We start from the raw sequence: 15,625 nt of genomic DNA on the forward strand, positions 1-15,625 counted from the left end.
TGGATTGCTTTGCAAGAAATAAGCGATGCAAGAGAAATAAAAAATAAGGTGTAACCATTTAATAAAAGTGGTTACACCTTGTTTTTTATTTTAAATATCCACGAACAATACCGCGTAAGCGATTGGCGTGGAATTTCCGCTTATCATTAGAAATGTTTTGTGTCATACGGAATGATGCGGCAGCGACAGCACGTAAGAAATAGGGGAATCCATAGTGTAAGCGAATAACCCTACCAAAACCACCAGCATAAGAAATAGCACGTTTTAATGATTGTTCATTAATAATTTCCTCTTTTACAGGATGATATACGAACAGTTCTTTTCTAAATAAACCAGTATAATTTTGTTTCATACCACGTAGTACAAAGTCAGTTTCTTCACCAGCTCCATAAATCGTTCCAGAACCAACACCTAAATCTTCATCAAATGTACCTACATCTTGTACAAATTGTTTTGTGAAGAATAGTGTGAAAGAAGGTCCCATGAATCCATATTTATTATTTAAAATAATATCTGAATTCGGTGCGTGTATTAAAGAACCTGTACCTTCCACATTTGTAGTGTTTGTTGAGATGAAATGAACATCTTTATTAGAGTTGAAAGTTTCTAATATACTCTCTAAAACATTTGTTTCATAAATACAATCATCATCTGGAAAAGCGATGAAATCACCATCTGCTACTTTTAAACCTGCATTTCGAGCTCTCGATAGTCCTTTAATAGGTGTATAAATGTAATGAATAGAAAATTTATCTTTATATGCATCAAATAAATCAGAGATTGGCGTATCATTTTGATCTACTACGATAAGTTCAAAGTTTTTGTAAGTTTGTTGTTCAAGTGATTTTAGTAAGTCAAGAATATCATCACGTCTGCCACAAGTAGCCATGATTAAAGAAAATTTCAAGTTTAACAGCTCCTTTTAGAGATTGCGTTTAAGCTTTTTTGAATCGTGCTAATATCTTTTCAAGTAGTGAAAAGAGAATTTCATCCTTTGTTATAAAGAGGATAAGAGCATATGTTAATCCACACGTCATTATTACTAGGATAACTTGTAGTATTTGTCCAGATACGAGCATATCAATAACGAATGCTATCGGGACAAATGTTAGTGAATAAAATAGATATTTAAGTTTTTGTATATCGAATAACGTATAATTCACTTTTAATTTCTTTTTCACATAAATATATTCAAATGTGATTAAGAAACAATTCGCAATTGTTGTTGTGAAAATTGCGGTTGTTGGTGTAAGTACATGGAAATATATTAGTGCAATATTGGATGCTAAGTTGATAAATCCACAAATGAATAAAAATCGCACTAAAATGCTTTCTTTCTTTTTTACATAAATAATTTGATTCGATAAAATGGACTCAATACCGACTGTAATCATATAGAAGGCGAAAACAATTAATGTATTACCAGCCTCAGCAAATTGTTGTCCACCGTAAATAACAACAGCACCATGAGCAATGAGCATTAAACCAATTGAGGCGGGGAATAGGGTAATGAAATATACTTTTGAAATTTTGTTTAATAATGATTCGTATTCCATTTCAGATGCGTTCCCTGATAAGTAAGACAGTCTTGGAACGGTTACTTGTACAACACTTAACATAAGTGTATTAATAATCATCATAATTTGAAAAGCCATTACGTAATATGCAACTTCTTCTTTTCCAACATATACCCCTAAAACAAGACGATCTAATTGAGTATATAAAATATTAGCATTTGAAAAAATCAAGACTAATAGTAACGGTTTTAAATGAGGAATAATCGTTAAGTCGGAAAAATCAAATTTTACTTGGCGTTTCACATATATAAAGCTAATAGAGTGGTTTAAAAATGTCGATAATACTAATAAACCAGCATATGTTTTGTAATCGTCGACCCCATGAATGAAAGAGAAAAGAAGTACAACATAGATTAATCGAACGATAACTGTTTTTTTAGTGATGAAGTCATAATTTTCATATGCTTCATTGAACCATTCCACATAAAACATATTAGATATAAAGTTAAAACCGAAAATAAGAAGAACAGGAAATAGACTTTCATGTCCGTATCCAATATAACTAAAGAGCACAAAGCCTGATAAAGCCAAAATACTAGTTGTGAAGTTAATTACATAGAGACTTGTAAATAACTTAGAAACTTTCTTTTTATCGTTTTTAATTAAGCTAATTTCACGTAAACCATATTGATATACACCAAATACGGCGAACACGAAGAAGTAATTGAAAAAAGTTTCAGCAAGGTTAACGGTTCCAATTGAACTTGCTCCTAACGTTCGATATGCGTAAGGACCAACTAAAATTGGAAGTATAATATTAAACGTGTTGAGCAGTATTTTATAAAAAATATTTGAAGCAATTGATTTCTGCATAATTTCACCTTTCCATTAAAATAATCCAGTTTCATTAAAATACTTGCTATGTCATAGTAAGGTTTTTTTCACTAGAGTTAATTCTCTCAATATAATGAAGTGTAAGGTGTTTTCTACACTGTTTACAAATCCTTAAATTGTTTTGTTGACCACCCGTATAAGTGTACCCTACATAAACTTTGTAAATCAACTGTTGATGGCATAGAACCCTATTATAAATGGGTTTTTATTCATTAAAAAAAGCTAAGGCTGAGCAGGTATGTATAAAAATATTACATAATATGTGTGAAAAGGGGTAATGGTTGTATGAAGGTGTGGAATCTCTTATAAAAATGAGCGAATACATGATAGTATTCGCTCAGAAGATATTTTAATGGTGAAGGCCTATATACTCCAAGGTTTACTTAAAGTTAGAACTTCAGCCATTTCCTTGCTTTTTACACGTCCTTTTTTTCTACTTTCAGCACGTTCAGAACCAGTTGTGTGTAGCCAATGTTCTTCTTCCGTTTCAGGTAGCACTTGTGGAACAGAAGAAGGTTTTCCATCTTTTAATGCAACGAATGTAATGAAACATGTTGCAGCTATTCTACGTTCGCCTGCTAATAAATTCTCTGCAATTACTTTTACGAACACTTCCATTGAAGATTTTCCTGTATAACATACGAATGCTTCGTAACAAACAGAATCTGCTTGGTGAATTGGAGTTAAAAAATCAACCGAATCGATAGATGCTGTTACGCAATGTTTACGGCTATGTCTTGCAGCTGCAATTGAAGCGATACTATCAATTTCTGCTAATAATTTTCCTCCGAAAAGTGTTTGATGATTATTTAAATCATTCGGAAAAACACGTGTTGTTTTAATTGCTTTGGATTCTCGCATGAATTTCTTTTCCATATGGTCAGCCCCTATTTTCTGTTTTCAATCAGAATGACATGTATTGTAAGTGGAGTACAAATAAAAATCGATAGATATTTAATGAAGTAAAGAATTCCAGAAGAGGGTTAGTAAAACTTCTGTATTTGTATTCATGTAACTGAAAGAAAATTTATTACTATATAAAGTGTAGTGTAAAAGAGGATTCGCTTACATTGCAAGTGAAAAAATTAGGACCCTGTATTTGTCATAGAAATTCCCTATCAGCTGTGTACCTATTCATGATAGAATCGTTTTGTTATGAATGGAAATAGAGGTGCAATGGACATATGAATCATATACAAACAAATTTTTCGTCTTTTTTCAGTAAAATAATGATTGGTGCGATGCTCGCATTTTTTGTTTATAGTTGTTGGTCAGCGTTTGAAACAAGTAAACAATTTTTTGGCGACAGTACAACAAGTGTAACAATTGTATTGGTTATTTTTGTTATTCTCATGCTGTTAGTGGCATCAATTTTACAGTATCGTTTTACAGATAAACAATTTCTTGTTTTCCTTATGAGTACATCTATAATTGTGAGACTTAGTATGGTTCTATTTGTAGACGTTCCGATAATTGGTGATATGAAAGCTATGTTTGAGTCTGCAAAGCAGATTGCAATTGGTAATAACATAGAGAACGTAGCGCAGTTACCTTTTATTATTTATGAATCAATTATTATTCGTGTATTTGGTGATACAGTATTTGCATTGCAGTTATTCAATATTTTATTTTGCACAGGGACTGCATTTTTCATTTATCGTATTGCAGCAATGATTTTTGGAGAAGAATGCGGCCGTATTGCTTCTGTATTTTACGCTTTATATATTCCGAATATATTTATGAGTTCCTTATTAACATCAGAATCGCTCGCAATATTTTTATTTTATTTGGCTTGCTACATACTTTTATATAAAGGTTTAGATCATCCTTATATGTGGGTACTTTCAGCAATTTTATTTGCATGCAGTAATATGATTTTCCCAATGGGATTATTTCTTCCTATTTTTATTGCTGTATATGTGTTGTTAATTGAACTCTTTCAAACAGCAATGAAGCAAAAAGTATTATTAAAGATGATAGGGATACTTATTCTATTTTATAGTGCCCATTTTGGTGTGAGTTATGGAATTCAAACGATGGGAATGTCACAATATACAATTTCAAATGAGACGTATGTACAATCTGTTTTAATTGGAAAAAGTAAAAATGAGGAAAAAACAACAAAGAACCAAAGCGTAACAGAGCATATTGATCAAAAGCTAAAAGAGATTGAAGAAGAAAGATTTAAACTTTTAAAGCCAGTAATTAATCAATTCTCAGGTGAGGGAATACATTCTATTCTATTTAAATGTGAAAAACTTATATATATAGCGGTAACGTTATTTATGTCTATAGCTTTATTACACTTTCTTATTAAGAAACAACAAAACGAAGGGTATATGTTGTTCGTTTTGTTAATTAGCGGATACGTAATGTTAAGGCTCTTCCAAGTAGATATGGCATATTACAACCTTATGGTGCCAGCTTTGTTTATTTTACAAAGCTTTGGTGTTTATATGAGTTATGTGTATTGTCAAAAAATATTCTTCAGAAAATAAAAAGAATCCAGTTTGGATTCTTTTTTGTATGAATGGAAGATGAGAAATAAGAGTCAGCAGAGATGAAGAACCTCTACTGACATAAGCTTCACCCTATCGATTCAGTTCTAGTTGTAAACTATCAGCTGTTAGAGCCATTTTTGAGGAATCGTCTTGAATTCCTTTCATTACTTGTGAAATGGTTTCTAGCTCATTTTCAATTTTTTTATTCTGTTCTTTCGAGTTAGACATGTCTTTTACAATTTCTTGGAAGTATTGATCTGTTGCAGACATACTATCCGTTCCCTCAGATACGAGGGAGCTAATTTGTTTCACTGAAGAAGAGACACGAACAATTTGTTCATTTGTTTTTTCAACGAGCTTTGTAACGTTGAATATAGATTCTTTCGTTTGCTCTGATAACTTGCGAATTTCTCCAGCTACAACAGAAAAGCCTTTGCCAAATTCCCCAGCACGTGCAGATTCAATAGCAGCATTTAGTGCGAGCAAATTTGTTTGCTCTGCAATTGATTTTACAATGTCTATAATCTCGTTAATTTTGTTAGAAATATCGAGAAGTTCATGAGTATCTGTAATAATCGTTTCCATGTTTGTTTGAATGTATTCCATTCGTTTATTCTGTTGATTTAATTGTTCTTTCCCTTTATTCGCTTTTTCTTCTGATGTTGTAGCTAATGATGTACCTGTTTTGGCAATTTCTACAATAGTTTCAGATTTAGCGGTTAACTGTTGAATAGAAGCACTCGTTTTTTCAGATACAGATGCTAGTTCTGTTGCAATATGCGTAATGGTCATAGCTGTTATTTCTTTTTCTTTTTCATGTTCTTTTTGCATTCTTTCATATTCATATTCATAGGCCGCAATAACGAGCTCTTGTTCAAGGGTAAATAATTTGTTTATTACGTTTATAGAATAAGAAAAATCGTCAATTGTTGTAATTTTTGTTTGCAAAATCTTCATGATAGAGCGGAATAATTCTTGATAAGCAGCTGTATACCACTTTCTATGTAAACCAATTTGTACATGTCTTTTGGCAATTCTAACACGTTGTTCAATAAAATCTTCGTGCATATCTCCGCTGAATAATTCTTTTATATGTGTTTTTAAAGTTTGCTTTAGTTTTGGAATAGAGCTATAACGTTCAATAATAGTAGTTAAATTAGGCTGCTTTGTAATATTGGCATAGAATTTTTCCGTAATCCAATCAATTTCTTCATAAATAAAGGGTTGTAGTACCTTTACGATTTGTAAATCTTCTTTTGAAATATGTAGCATATCCATTTGAATTTTCAGTTCAGAATTAGTAGGCACGTTAAAGGTGATTTTTTGATCCTTACTTAATTCAAGTATACTGGCGTTTGTTTTATTTGTATGTTTTTTAAAAACCCCAAGCATCGTTCTTCCCCCTGTGTATAAAGCGTTTTCATTTTTAGTTCTAATATAATTATATATTTTTATATGCAATTACTCTATATTAGTGTGTAGAATAGTATATAAATTAAGAGAATTCTATGTAGAATTCTCTTAATGGCCTTTATTAATTTTAGCATGTGTTTTAAAGAAAACTGGGAAATGTACATTATATATTACAGTGACAACACGAATAATGAATGTTACTAATAAACAAACATAGAAAGCTAGTACGTGTGCCCCCATTGCATATGTGATTAGGAAACTAATTGCTCCTAAGATAGAAGCGATTGCGTAAATCTCTTTTCGGAATACGTAGGGGATATCTTGAGCGCAAATGTCACGCAAAATACCGCCTCCAATACCTGTAATGACTCCCATTGAAACAACTAAAAATGAGGCGTCAACATGATGTGACATTGCCGCATTTGCACCAATGGCTGTAAAAACACCTAAGCCAACAGCATCAGAAAGCATAATAACGACTTGCAGTTTATTAATACGCTCAAAAAACATACAAGTAAATAATGCTGATAATACACTTACAAAAAAGTAAATGGGTTTAACAAATGCGACAGGAGGCAGGTTACCGATCATAATATCACGAATAATACCGCCGCCGAGCGCAGTGGCTACAGCTAAACAAAGGACACCGAATAAATCTAAATCTTTTTTTAAACCAACTAATGTACCGGAAATAGCAGCGGCGATAATGCCAAGAAACGTAAATATGTCGATTAATAACATTGCTGTAATCCCTTCCTCCTAAAGATGTTCCAGAGAAAAAATATACACTAAAGTTATGTAAATAACAATGCATTTTCTTTACATGTAGAAAAAAAGAAAAAATGAGGAAAGAAAGCGCTTGAAAATGCAAATATGCTTTTTTCTATAAGGTAAGATTGGGGAGAAATGTGAGACGTTTAATTAAAAAATATATGTTATAATAAATATTTGAGATAAGAAAAAAATATTAACAGTATAGATTGAAATTAGGTAATAGTTATGGAGGTTCTAGATGTTAAGCGAAAATAGTAAAAGTAATAAATTTGAAAATTTCCTATTAATCTTTATTTTGTTGCAACCAATTTTAGATTTGCTCACAGCATTCTGTATAATGGTTTTAAAAATTGATACGACCATTGGAGTTATTACACGCTTATTCGTTATGTTCCTAAGCGGGATATATATTTTAATTCAAACGAAGAAACAAGGAAATATAAAATATATATTGTATATAATTTTAGTAGGAATAGTCTTCACCATCGGATTGGTAAATAACAAGCTTACAAAAGATCCTATGGTACTTTCAGAGGAAATTAAGTTTATAGCAAAAGCATTATATCCGTTTGTTATGCTTACTTGTTATGTGTTTGTATTTAAGTCTTTAAAAGAGAAAAGCCGTTCAAATTCAAAAATGCGTGACTATATTACGTATGCGTCGCTAATTATAGGAGTAGTGATGGTAGCTTCGATTACTACTGGAACAGATTATAATAGTTATGAATGGGTAAAGTTAGGATCACGCGGTTGGTTTTATGCAGGTAACGAGCTAGGATCTATTTTAGCCATCATGTGTCCAATTGTTATTTTGTATTCAATCGAAAAAACAAAAAGTATAGGTAAAGCGTACTATTGGATTCCTTCAATTTTAGTTGTTTATTCACTATTTGCAATTGGGACAAAGGTTGGCGTAGGAGCAATCTTTGGATCAATGGCTATCGCAGTTGTTATGTGCTTTATTCAAGCATTTACACAGCGTAAAGATGGAAAGAAACATGCCTATTTATTGAATGGTTTTCTTGCAATAACTGTATTTGTAGGCATATTGGCATATACACCTTTTTCACCGTTTATGAAAAATATGGGATTCCATTTCCAATTAATTGAACAAGAACAGAGTGTGAAAAAGGAAGAGAAAAAGAAGGAGGAAGCTAAAGAGCACAAACCTCCTGTGACAGAGCAAGAAAAAGAGAAAGAAAAAGCAAAAGAAAAAGTAGCGGAGAAGAAAGAAGAAACGCAAGCTCTTATTTTTAGTGGGCGTCAATTATTTGAACAGATGTATAAAGATTTCTATAATGAAGCCCCAATGTCTCAAAAATTATTAGGAATGGGTTATGCTGGTAACTATAAAGAACAGCCGAAATTAATTGAACGTGACTTCCACGATTGGTTCTATTCTTTCGGAATCATAGGGTTTATTTTACTTGTAATTCCATTCTTATACTTTGGTATTAAATTTATTGCATGTATATTTACTAAATTTAAACAAATATTCACAGTGAAATATGCAATGATGATTGCAGCAATACTTCTCGGATTAGGTATCTCATTCATGGCTGGTCATATTTTAATTGCACCTGGAGTGAGTTTCTACTTAGTATTAATCATGGCATATTTAATAGTTGACTTGGAAATTGAATGATAGAAAAATAAAAGCTAGCATATGTTAGCTTTTATTTTGTTATAGTAAATAAAAAGAAAAAATGGGGGATGTAAGAAATGAAAGTGTTGCATATGAATGCTGGTGCAGAAGAAGGTGGGGGGAAAACACATATTATTTCACTTTTATCTCAATTTTCAAAGGAAGAAGTGGAATTAATGGTATTTGAAGAAGGTGCGATTGCTAGAGAGGCGAGAAACCTTGGTGTTCAAGTGCATGTTTTTACCCAATCATCTCGGTACGACCTATCAATTCTTTCAAAAATAAAAGCATTTATTAATGAAAATCAATTTGACATTGTGCATACACATGGCGCACGAGCAAATTTCTATCTCTCCCTCTTGAAAAAAGGTATAAAAGCGAAATGGATAATGACTGTCCACAGTGATCCAACTTTGGATTTTATGAAGAGGGGATTAAAAGGATGGGTATTTACGAAGTTAAATTTACGTTCTTTCAGGAAGGTAGATTTATTCTTTGCAATTACGGAAAACTTTAAGAGAAACATAATAAAACTAGGTGTACCAGAAGAGAAGATTTGTACGGTTTATAATGGAATTGAGTATGATAAGACTCCAGCAAAACCTTATGATAAGAGTGAATTTGGCATCGATGAAGGAGTATTTACAGCCGTTCAAGTAGCACGTCTTCATCCTGTTAAAGGTCATGATATTTTATTTGAAGCGTTACAAAAAATTAAAATTCAAAATATAAAGGTGCTCTTGCTTGGTGATGGACCTATAGAAGCAGAATTAAAAGAGATGGTGAAACAAAAGGGCTTAGAGGATAAGGTGATGTTTCTAGGTTTTCGTACAGATTCCAAAGAATTATATGCATCTGCACACATTAATTTGTTAACCTCTTATAGCGAAAGCTTTCCTCTTGTTTTATTAGAAGCGGCTAATCAGCGCTTAACATCTATTGCAACAAATGTAGGTGATATGAGAAAGTTAATAGTTGATGATACGTATGGATGGGTTGTACCAATTGGTGATGCAGACTCATTAGCAAACGCGTTAGAAAATGCTTATGAAAAATGGTTGAATGGTGAATTAGAAGCGATGGGAAATCGTTTATATAATCATGCATCTACTCATTTCTCGCTAAAAAATTTGTATGAAGATACTTATAATGCATATAAAAAACTTTTACTGAAATAGAGAGGATAGTTAATCATGGAAGTAAAAACGGTTGATATTCTAGGTGTTCCTTTTTCTACAATGACAATGGATGAAACAATCCAATATTTGAAGGGACAACTAGAATTGGAGCGAACTCATACTTTTCAGGTAGTAACAGCAAATCCTGAAATTGTTATGTGTGCAAAAAAGGATGAAGCATTCCATAAAACATTATTAAATACAGATTTAATTACACCTGATGGTATTGGAGTTGTAAAAGCAAGTGGTATGTTAGGTACACCTGTAAAGGAACGTGTAGCAGGTTTTGATTTAATGTGTAATCTATTTGCAAAGCTATCAGAGGAGAATAAACCGGTATCTGTTTTCTTACTTGGTGCAAAACCGCATGTTGTACAAGCTGCAGCAAATCATTTAACGAAGACATATTCAGCTGTATCTATTGTGGGTACACAAGATGGGTACTTTAAACAAGAAGAAGAAGAGAGTATCGTTTCTCGTATTCAGGAAGCAAAACCAGATTTATTACTTGTCGCGCTTGGGTTCCCAAGACAAGAGAACTTTATCCAAACTAATAAGCATCGTTTAGAAACGAAGATGGCTGTTGGAGTGGGCGGAAGTCTAGATGTATGGGCTGGAGAGGTAAAACGTGCACCAAAATGGATTCAAGCGATTAACTTAGAGTGGTTTTATAGATTGTGTAGTAATCCAACGCGCTGGCGTCGTCAGTTAGTATTAGCGGAATTTTTAAAAGAAGTCATGCGTTCGAAAAAGTAGCGGAATATCGCTACTTTTTTATTTGGTCATTTTTAATAAAGTGAGGCTTTGCTCATCCATCACTGATGGTTAACCCTCACCAATCGGACGTTTAACAGCAGTTGATTTTCCATCTAACCTCTTTGCTTCAGCTAAATTTGGAGGTGGGAGTCTTACTGCCCTCAAATAGTGGGATAAGTATTTTACTTTTTGGGAATGATGAAGGAGAATTTTTTACACGAAAGTATTTTACTTATGCAATTCACACATGTAAAATGATGTGTAAAGACAGCTGTGTAAGGAGGACTTCTTGTGGGCAAGGTGAAGGAAATTTCGAAGCGAAAGCTACTTGGTATAGCAGGGCTTGGATGGTTATTTGATGCAATGGATGTTGGAATGCTTTCATTTGTAATGGTAGCATTGCAAAAAGATTGGGGATTAAGTACGCAAGAAATGGGCTGGATAGGCAGCATTAATTCAATTGGTATGGCAGTCGGAGCGCTCGTTTTTGGAATACTATCAGATAAAATAGGGCGGAAATCAGTCTTTATTATTACATTATTACTATTTTCTATCGGTAGTGGTTTAACTGCTTTAACGACGACACTTGCGATGTTCCTTGTGTTACGATTTTTAATTGGTATGGGGCTTGGCGGAGAGCTTCCAGTTGCTTCTACATTAGTATCAGAGAGTGTTGAAGCACATGAACGTGGCAAAATAGTTGTCCTATTAGAAAGCTTTTGGGCAGGTGGATGGCTAATTGCAGCTCTTATCTCGTATTTTGTTATTCCGAAATATGGTTGGGAAGTTGCAATGGTATTGAGTGCGGTTCCGGCGCTATATGCTTTATATTTAAGATGGAATTTACCGGATTCCCCAAGATTTCAAAAGGCTGAAAAAAGACCATCTGTTATCGAAAATGTAAAGTTGGTTTGGTCTGGTGAATATCGTAAGGCAACAATTATGTTATGGATTCTATGGTTTTCTGTTGTCTTTTCTTACTATGGGATGTTCCTTTGGTTACCTAGTGTAATGGTATTAAAAGGATTTAGTTTAATAAAAAGTTTCCAGTACGTACTTATTATGACGTTAGCTCAATTGCCAGGATATTTCACGGCTGCTTGGTTTATTGAACGACTTGGTCGTAAGTTCGTTTTAGTTACGTATTTAATCGGTACAGCATGTAGTGCTTACTTGTTTGGAGTGGCGGAGTCATTAACCGTATTAATCGTGGCAGGCATGTTACTATCCTTCTTTAATTTAGGTGCTTGGGGTGCATTATACGCTTATACACCGGAACAGTATCCAACGGTTATTCGTGGTACAGGTGCAGGGATGGCAGCAGCATTCGGTCGTATTGGTGGTATTCTTGGGCCGCTATTAGTAGGATATTTAGTTGCTTCACAGGCTTCACTATCACTAATATTTACGATTTTCTGTGGATCAATTTTAATTGGCGTAGTTGCTGTAATTGTACTTGGGCAAGAAACGAAGCAACGAGAATTAGTATAAGGTGAAACTTTAATCGGCGAGGGATTTATCCCCACTGATTATTAGCCAGCACCAATTGTGTTACTTCCTACAAATAATGGAATAAAAGGTCAGGGGGAACCGTTGTGGTTTCCTTTTTTCTGTTTTTTTAGATAAATAATGGTATAGTAAGAAAAAGGGAATGTTTCTTATAAAAGCGAATGTATACAACAAGACATATGGACAAACGAATTAGGTGGTTGAAGAAATGAAAATTTTACTGATCATGGAAGAAGCAGAAGAGCGAAGAAGTTTAGCTGAAAAATTTACTGAAAATATAAGGAATGTAGAATGTTTTGAAGCGAATACGGGAACAGAATCATTATTTATCATGAAAAAACATACACCAGATTTTGTTTTCTTGAATTCAAAATTATTAGATGGAACTGGTTTTGAATATGCGAGTTTATTACGGGAAGTAAATTGTTATACGAAATTGATTTTTATGGGTGAAGATATAGAAGAGTCGATTATGGCATTTCGTTTTCAAGCATTCTATTATTTACTACGCCCATTTCGTGAGGAAGATTTGCAATTCCTTTTATATAGAATGTGTAAAGAGCAAGGCGAGAAAGCAAAGAGTTATTTGCGGAAGCTACCGATAGAAGGTCAAGAGGGAATTCGATATATTTTCCCTGAAGATATTGTATATGTAAGCAAAAATAAGGAAAACAAAACGGTTTCAATTTATACAACAAATAATCATTATATTTCAACATATACACTTCAGGAGCTGGAAAATAAGCTAAATGTATATGATTTTTTACGTGTGCATAAAAGTTATTTAATTAATATGTCATATGTACAAGAACTAAAACCTTATTATAATGGCACATATAATCTGTATTTAGATAAATATGATGAGCAACCGATTCCAGTTAGTCGTAATTATGTGAAACGACTTCGAAATAAGATTGAATTATAGTAGGTAATGCGAATTTTTTAACATGATAAACTAAAAATCCTTCATGATAAGGAGGATTCAAATTAAATATTCAGAAAATTTAGTACAATCCCACTAAGCAATAGTATTGGGGGGATTGTATGTGAAAACATTGAATTCGATTTTACTATGGGGAGTTATTGCAGCAGTAGGCGCAGGTGCTTTTGGTGTAATAGCTTTATCACAAGGTGAAACTATTAATGCCGTGTGGCTCTTAGTAGCTGCGGTATGTGTGTATGCAGTTGCTTACCGCTTTTATAGTAGATTTATAGCGAGAAAGGTATTTGGTTTAGATAATAATCGGCAAACGCCAGCCCATACATTAAACGATGGAAAAGATTATGTTCCGACAAATAAGTGGGTATTATTTGGGCACCATTTTGCAGCAATTGCTGGGGCAGGCCCTTTAGTAGGACCGATTTTGGCAGCGCAAATGGGATATTTACCAGGGACAATATGGATTATTGTTGGGGTAGTTGTCGCTGGAGCTGTACAAGATTTTGTAATTTTATTTGCTTCGATGAGACGGAATGGTAAATCTTTAGGAGAAATGATTAAAGATGAGATAGGTCCTGTTACAGGGCTTATTGCAATGATAGGCATTTTAGGCATTATGATTATTTTATTAGCGGTATTAGCATTAGTGGTAGTAAAGGCGCTTGTCGGAAGTCCTTGGGGAATGTTTACAATAGCAGCAACGATTCCTATTGCTATTTTAATGGGAGTGTACATGCGCTACATTAGGCCTGGCCGGGTTGGTGAAGGGTCAGTAATCGGAATTATTCTACTTATACTGTCTCTTATTGGAGGACAGTATGTAGCAGAGCATCCAACGCTTGCAAGCATGTTCACGTTTAGCGGTGAAACGATTGCTATTATGCTTATTGTATATGGATTTATCGCATCGGCCTTACCAGTTTGGATGCTTTTAGCACCACGTGATTATTTAAGCACATTTTTAAAAGTCGGAACAATTGTTGGATTAGCAATCGGTATTTTAATTGTAGCACCAGATTTACAAATGCCAGCAGTTTCGAAATTTATCGATGGAACAGGTCCTGTTTTCTCTGGAAACTTATTCCCATTCTTATTTATTACAATTGCTTGTGGTGCGGTGTCTGGATTCCATGCTCTCGTTTCATCAGGTACGACACCAAAGATGATTGAACAAGAGGGACACGCACAGCCAATCGGTTATGGGGCAATGTTAATGGAATCATTTGTAGCCGCGATGGCGATGATTGCAGCTTGTGTATTAACACCAGGGACTTATTTTGCGATTAATAGTCCCGCAGCGCTTATCGGTACGGATGTCTCGCAGGCAGCTCAAGTTATTTCCTCATGGGGATTTGCTATTACACCAAATGAACTAAAAGATCTCGCTGTAAACGTTGGAGAGCAAACAATTTTATCACGCACAGGTGGTGCACCAACGTTAGCAATAGGTATGGCGTATATTTTCTCACAAGTAATAGGTGGAACAGCCATGATGGCCTTTTGGTATCATTTTGCAATCCTCTTTGAAGCTCTATTCATTTTAACAACAATTGATGCTGGAACGCGTGTAGGCCGATTTATGATTCAAGATATTTTAGGACATGTATATAAGCCATTTGGGAAAACGGATTCTACATTAGCGAATGTAATAGCTACAACGTTATGCGTATTAGGATGGGGTTATTTCTTATACCAAGGGGTAGTTGATCCGCTTGGTGGAATTAATACATTATGGCCACTTTTCGGTATTGCAAATCAAATGTTAGCAGGTATTGCATTATTACTTGGAACGACAATTTTGTTCAAAATGGGGAAAAAGGCATATGTTTGGGTGACACTTATTCCAACTGTTGGATTGCTTATTGTAACGATGACGGCGGGTTATCAAAAGCTATTTCATGAAAACCCTAAAATAGGATTTCTATCTCATGCAAAGGTGTTTCAGGGAGCATTAGATGAGGGAAAAGTGTTAGCGCCAGCTAAAAATGTCGCTCAAATGAAACAAATTATTTTCAATGATTATATTGATGCAGCGCTTTGCGGGATTTTTATGATAGTTGTAATCGCTGTATTAATTTCTGCAATTCGAATTTGGATTCAAGTATTAAGAAATAGGCCGATGCCGCTAAAAGAGGCGCCATATATTTCTAGAGATGAAAGTGAGTCGAGGAACTATTATGCTTAAACGACTACAGAAAGTATGGGGACAAAGAAAACACTTTATTAGTTTACTGGTTGGGGTACCAAGTTATGAAACATATGTAGAGCATATGAAAAAGCATCATCCAGAAGAAGAGGTTGTATGTCAAAAACAATTTTTTGCAGAAGCGCAAGAAGCTAGGTTTAATGCAAAGGGTGGAAAGATATCACGGTGTTGTTAATAAAAAGGGCGACTTTTCGTCCTTTTTTATTTTTTGCTGTTTCACGTGGAACAGCAAAAAATAAATAAAAAGCTTTGGGAATTATAGGTATCTCGTATACAATAAAATAAGGAAAGG

13 protein-coding genes and 1 pseudogene are annotated in these 15,625 nt (G+C 34.0%); 8 read left to right on the forward strand and 6 right to left on the reverse strand.

What is annotated here, in order from left to right; translation table 11 throughout:
- Window positions 1-85: 85 nt before the first annotated feature.
- From MNO09_RS02595 to MNO09_RS02605, 3 genes are all read right to left on the reverse strand, one after another.
- The gene (locus tag MNO09_RS02595; protein WP_000672692.1) at window positions 86-907 is read right to left on the reverse strand and encodes a glycosyltransferase family 2 protein; all 822 of its coding nucleotides are present in this window, start codon (window positions 905-907) and stop codon (window positions 86-88) included.
- Between the two features lie 28 nt (window positions 908-935).
- Window positions 936-2,390 carry an oligosaccharide flippase family protein gene (locus tag MNO09_RS02600; RefSeq protein WP_001172393.1) on the reverse strand — a complete coding sequence of 485 codons (1,455 nt, stop codon included), beginning with the start codon at window positions 2,388-2,390 and terminating at the stop codon, window positions 936-938.
- A 384-nt stretch (window positions 2,391-2,774) separates the two neighbouring features.
- Window positions 2,775-3,287 carry an acyl-CoA thioesterase gene (locus MNO09_RS02605; RefSeq protein ID WP_000412135.1) on the reverse strand — a complete coding sequence of 171 codons (513 nt, stop codon included), beginning with the start codon at window positions 3,285-3,287 and terminating at the stop codon, window positions 2,775-2,777.
- A gap of 308 nt (window positions 3,288-3,595) precedes the next feature.
- Between MNO09_RS02605 and MNO09_RS02610 the strand changes: the two genes are divergently transcribed.
- Window positions 3,596-4,909 carry an ArnT family glycosyltransferase gene (locus MNO09_RS02610; protein WP_001015655.1) on the forward strand — a complete coding sequence of 438 codons (1,314 nt, stop codon included), beginning with the start codon at window positions 3,596-3,598 and terminating at the stop codon, window positions 4,907-4,909.
- Window positions 4,910-5,002: 93 nt separating this feature from the next.
- Here the strand turns inward: MNO09_RS02610 and MNO09_RS30975 are convergent, their stop codons facing one another.
- The 3 genes and pseudogenes from MNO09_RS30975 to MNO09_RS02620 form a co-directional block, all read right to left on the reverse strand.
- Entirely contained in the window at window positions 5,003-5,743 is a 741-nt protein-coding gene (locus MNO09_RS30975; RefSeq protein WP_371399406.1) for a methyl-accepting chemotaxis protein, read from the reverse strand.
- Window positions 5,744-5,806: 63 nt separating this feature from the next.
- Window positions 5,807-6,304 (reverse strand): annotated as a pseudogene (locus MNO09_RS30980) (protoglobin family protein); the annotation flags it as partial.
- A gap of 129 nt (window positions 6,305-6,433) precedes the next feature.
- Entirely contained in the window at window positions 6,434-7,066 is a 633-nt protein-coding gene (locus MNO09_RS02620; protein WP_000924376.1) for a trimeric intracellular cation channel family protein, read from the reverse strand.
- Between the two features lie 271 nt (window positions 7,067-7,337).
- On the opposite strand from MNO09_RS02620, the gene MNO09_RS02625 reads away from it, so the two are divergent.
- The 7 genes from MNO09_RS02625 to MNO09_RS02655 all read left to right on the forward strand — a co-directional run bounded on the left by MNO09_RS02625 (window position 7,338) and on the right by MNO09_RS02655 (window position 15,508).
- Complete coding sequence (locus tag MNO09_RS02625) at window positions 7,338-8,744, forward strand: O-antigen ligase family protein (RefSeq protein ID WP_000947789.1); 1,407 nt, start codon at window positions 7,338-7,340, stop codon at window positions 8,742-8,744.
- 77 nt (window positions 8,745-8,821) lie between these two features.
- Window positions 8,822-9,922, forward strand: coding sequence for a glycosyltransferase family 4 protein (locus tag MNO09_RS02630; protein ID WP_088107530.1), 1,101 nt, complete (start codon window positions 8,822-8,824; stop codon window positions 9,920-9,922).
- Between the two features lie 15 nt (window positions 9,923-9,937).
- Window positions 9,938-10,678: a WecB/TagA/CpsF family glycosyltransferase gene (locus MNO09_RS02635; RefSeq protein ID WP_000453366.1), complete on the forward strand. Its 741-nt coding sequence runs from the start codon at window positions 9,938-9,940 to the stop codon at window positions 10,676-10,678.
- 291 nt (window positions 10,679-10,969) lie between these two features.
- Window positions 10,970-12,169, forward strand: coding sequence for an MFS transporter (locus MNO09_RS02640; protein ID WP_000521098.1), 1,200 nt, complete (start codon window positions 10,970-10,972; stop codon window positions 12,167-12,169).
- 226 nt (window positions 12,170-12,395) lie between these two features.
- Window positions 12,396-13,112, forward strand: coding sequence for a LytR/AlgR family response regulator transcription factor (locus MNO09_RS02645; protein WP_000698270.1), 717 nt, complete (start codon window positions 12,396-12,398; stop codon window positions 13,110-13,112).
- Between the two features lie 121 nt (window positions 13,113-13,233).
- Window positions 13,234-15,312, forward strand: a complete 2,079-nt coding sequence (gene cstA / locus MNO09_RS02650) for a carbon starvation protein CstA (protein ID WP_088107529.1) — start codon at window positions 13,234-13,236, stop codon at window positions 15,310-15,312.
- Entirely contained in the window at window positions 15,305-15,508 is a 204-nt protein-coding gene (locus tag MNO09_RS02655; RefSeq protein WP_000919815.1) for a YbdD/YjiX family protein, read from the forward strand. Before cstA ends, MNO09_RS02655 begins: the two co-directional genes overlap by 8 nt.
- The last annotated feature ends 117 nt before the right edge of the window (window positions 15,509-15,625 follow it).

It is taken from the genome of Bacillus sp. N5-665, from assembly GCF_022637375.2.
In the GTDB taxonomy this organism is placed as follows: domain Bacteria; phylum Bacillota; class Bacilli; order Bacillales; family Bacillaceae_G; genus Bacillus_A; species Bacillus_A wiedmannii.

Coding starts and splice junctions, on each gene's coding strand:
- MNO09_RS02600 (WP_001172393.1), bottom strand. CDS start 2,390: ATGCAGAAATCAATTGCTTCAAATATTTTTTATAAAATACTGCTCAAC.
- MNO09_RS30975 (WP_371399406.1), bottom strand. CDS start 5,743: ATGCAAAAAGAACATGAAAAAGAAAAAGAAATAACAGCTATGACCATT.
- MNO09_RS02645 (WP_000698270.1), top strand. CDS start 12,396: ATGAAAATTTTACTGATCATGGAAGAAGCAGAAGAGCGAAGAAGTTTA.
- MNO09_RS02610 (WP_001015655.1), top strand. CDS start 3,596: ATGAATCATATACAAACAAATTTTTCGTCTTTTTTCAGTAAAATAATG.
- MNO09_RS02605 (WP_000412135.1), bottom strand. CDS start 3,287: ATGGAAAAGAAATTCATGCGAGAATCCAAAGCAATTAAAACAACACGT.
- MNO09_RS02620 (WP_000924376.1), bottom strand. CDS start 7,066: ATGTTATTAATCGACATATTTACGTTTCTTGGCATTATCGCCGCTGCT.
- MNO09_RS02630 (WP_088107530.1), top strand. CDS start 8,822: ATGAAAGTGTTGCATATGAATGCTGGTGCAGAAGAAGGTGGGGGGAAA.
- MNO09_RS02655 (WP_000919815.1), top strand. CDS start 15,305: ATGCTTAAACGACTACAGAAAGTATGGGGACAAAGAAAACACTTTATT.
- MNO09_RS02635 (WP_000453366.1), top strand. CDS start 9,938: ATGGAAGTAAAAACGGTTGATATTCTAGGTGTTCCTTTTTCTACAATG.
- MNO09_RS02625 (WP_000947789.1), top strand. CDS start 7,338: ATGTTAAGCGAAAATAGTAAAAGTAATAAATTTGAAAATTTCCTATTA.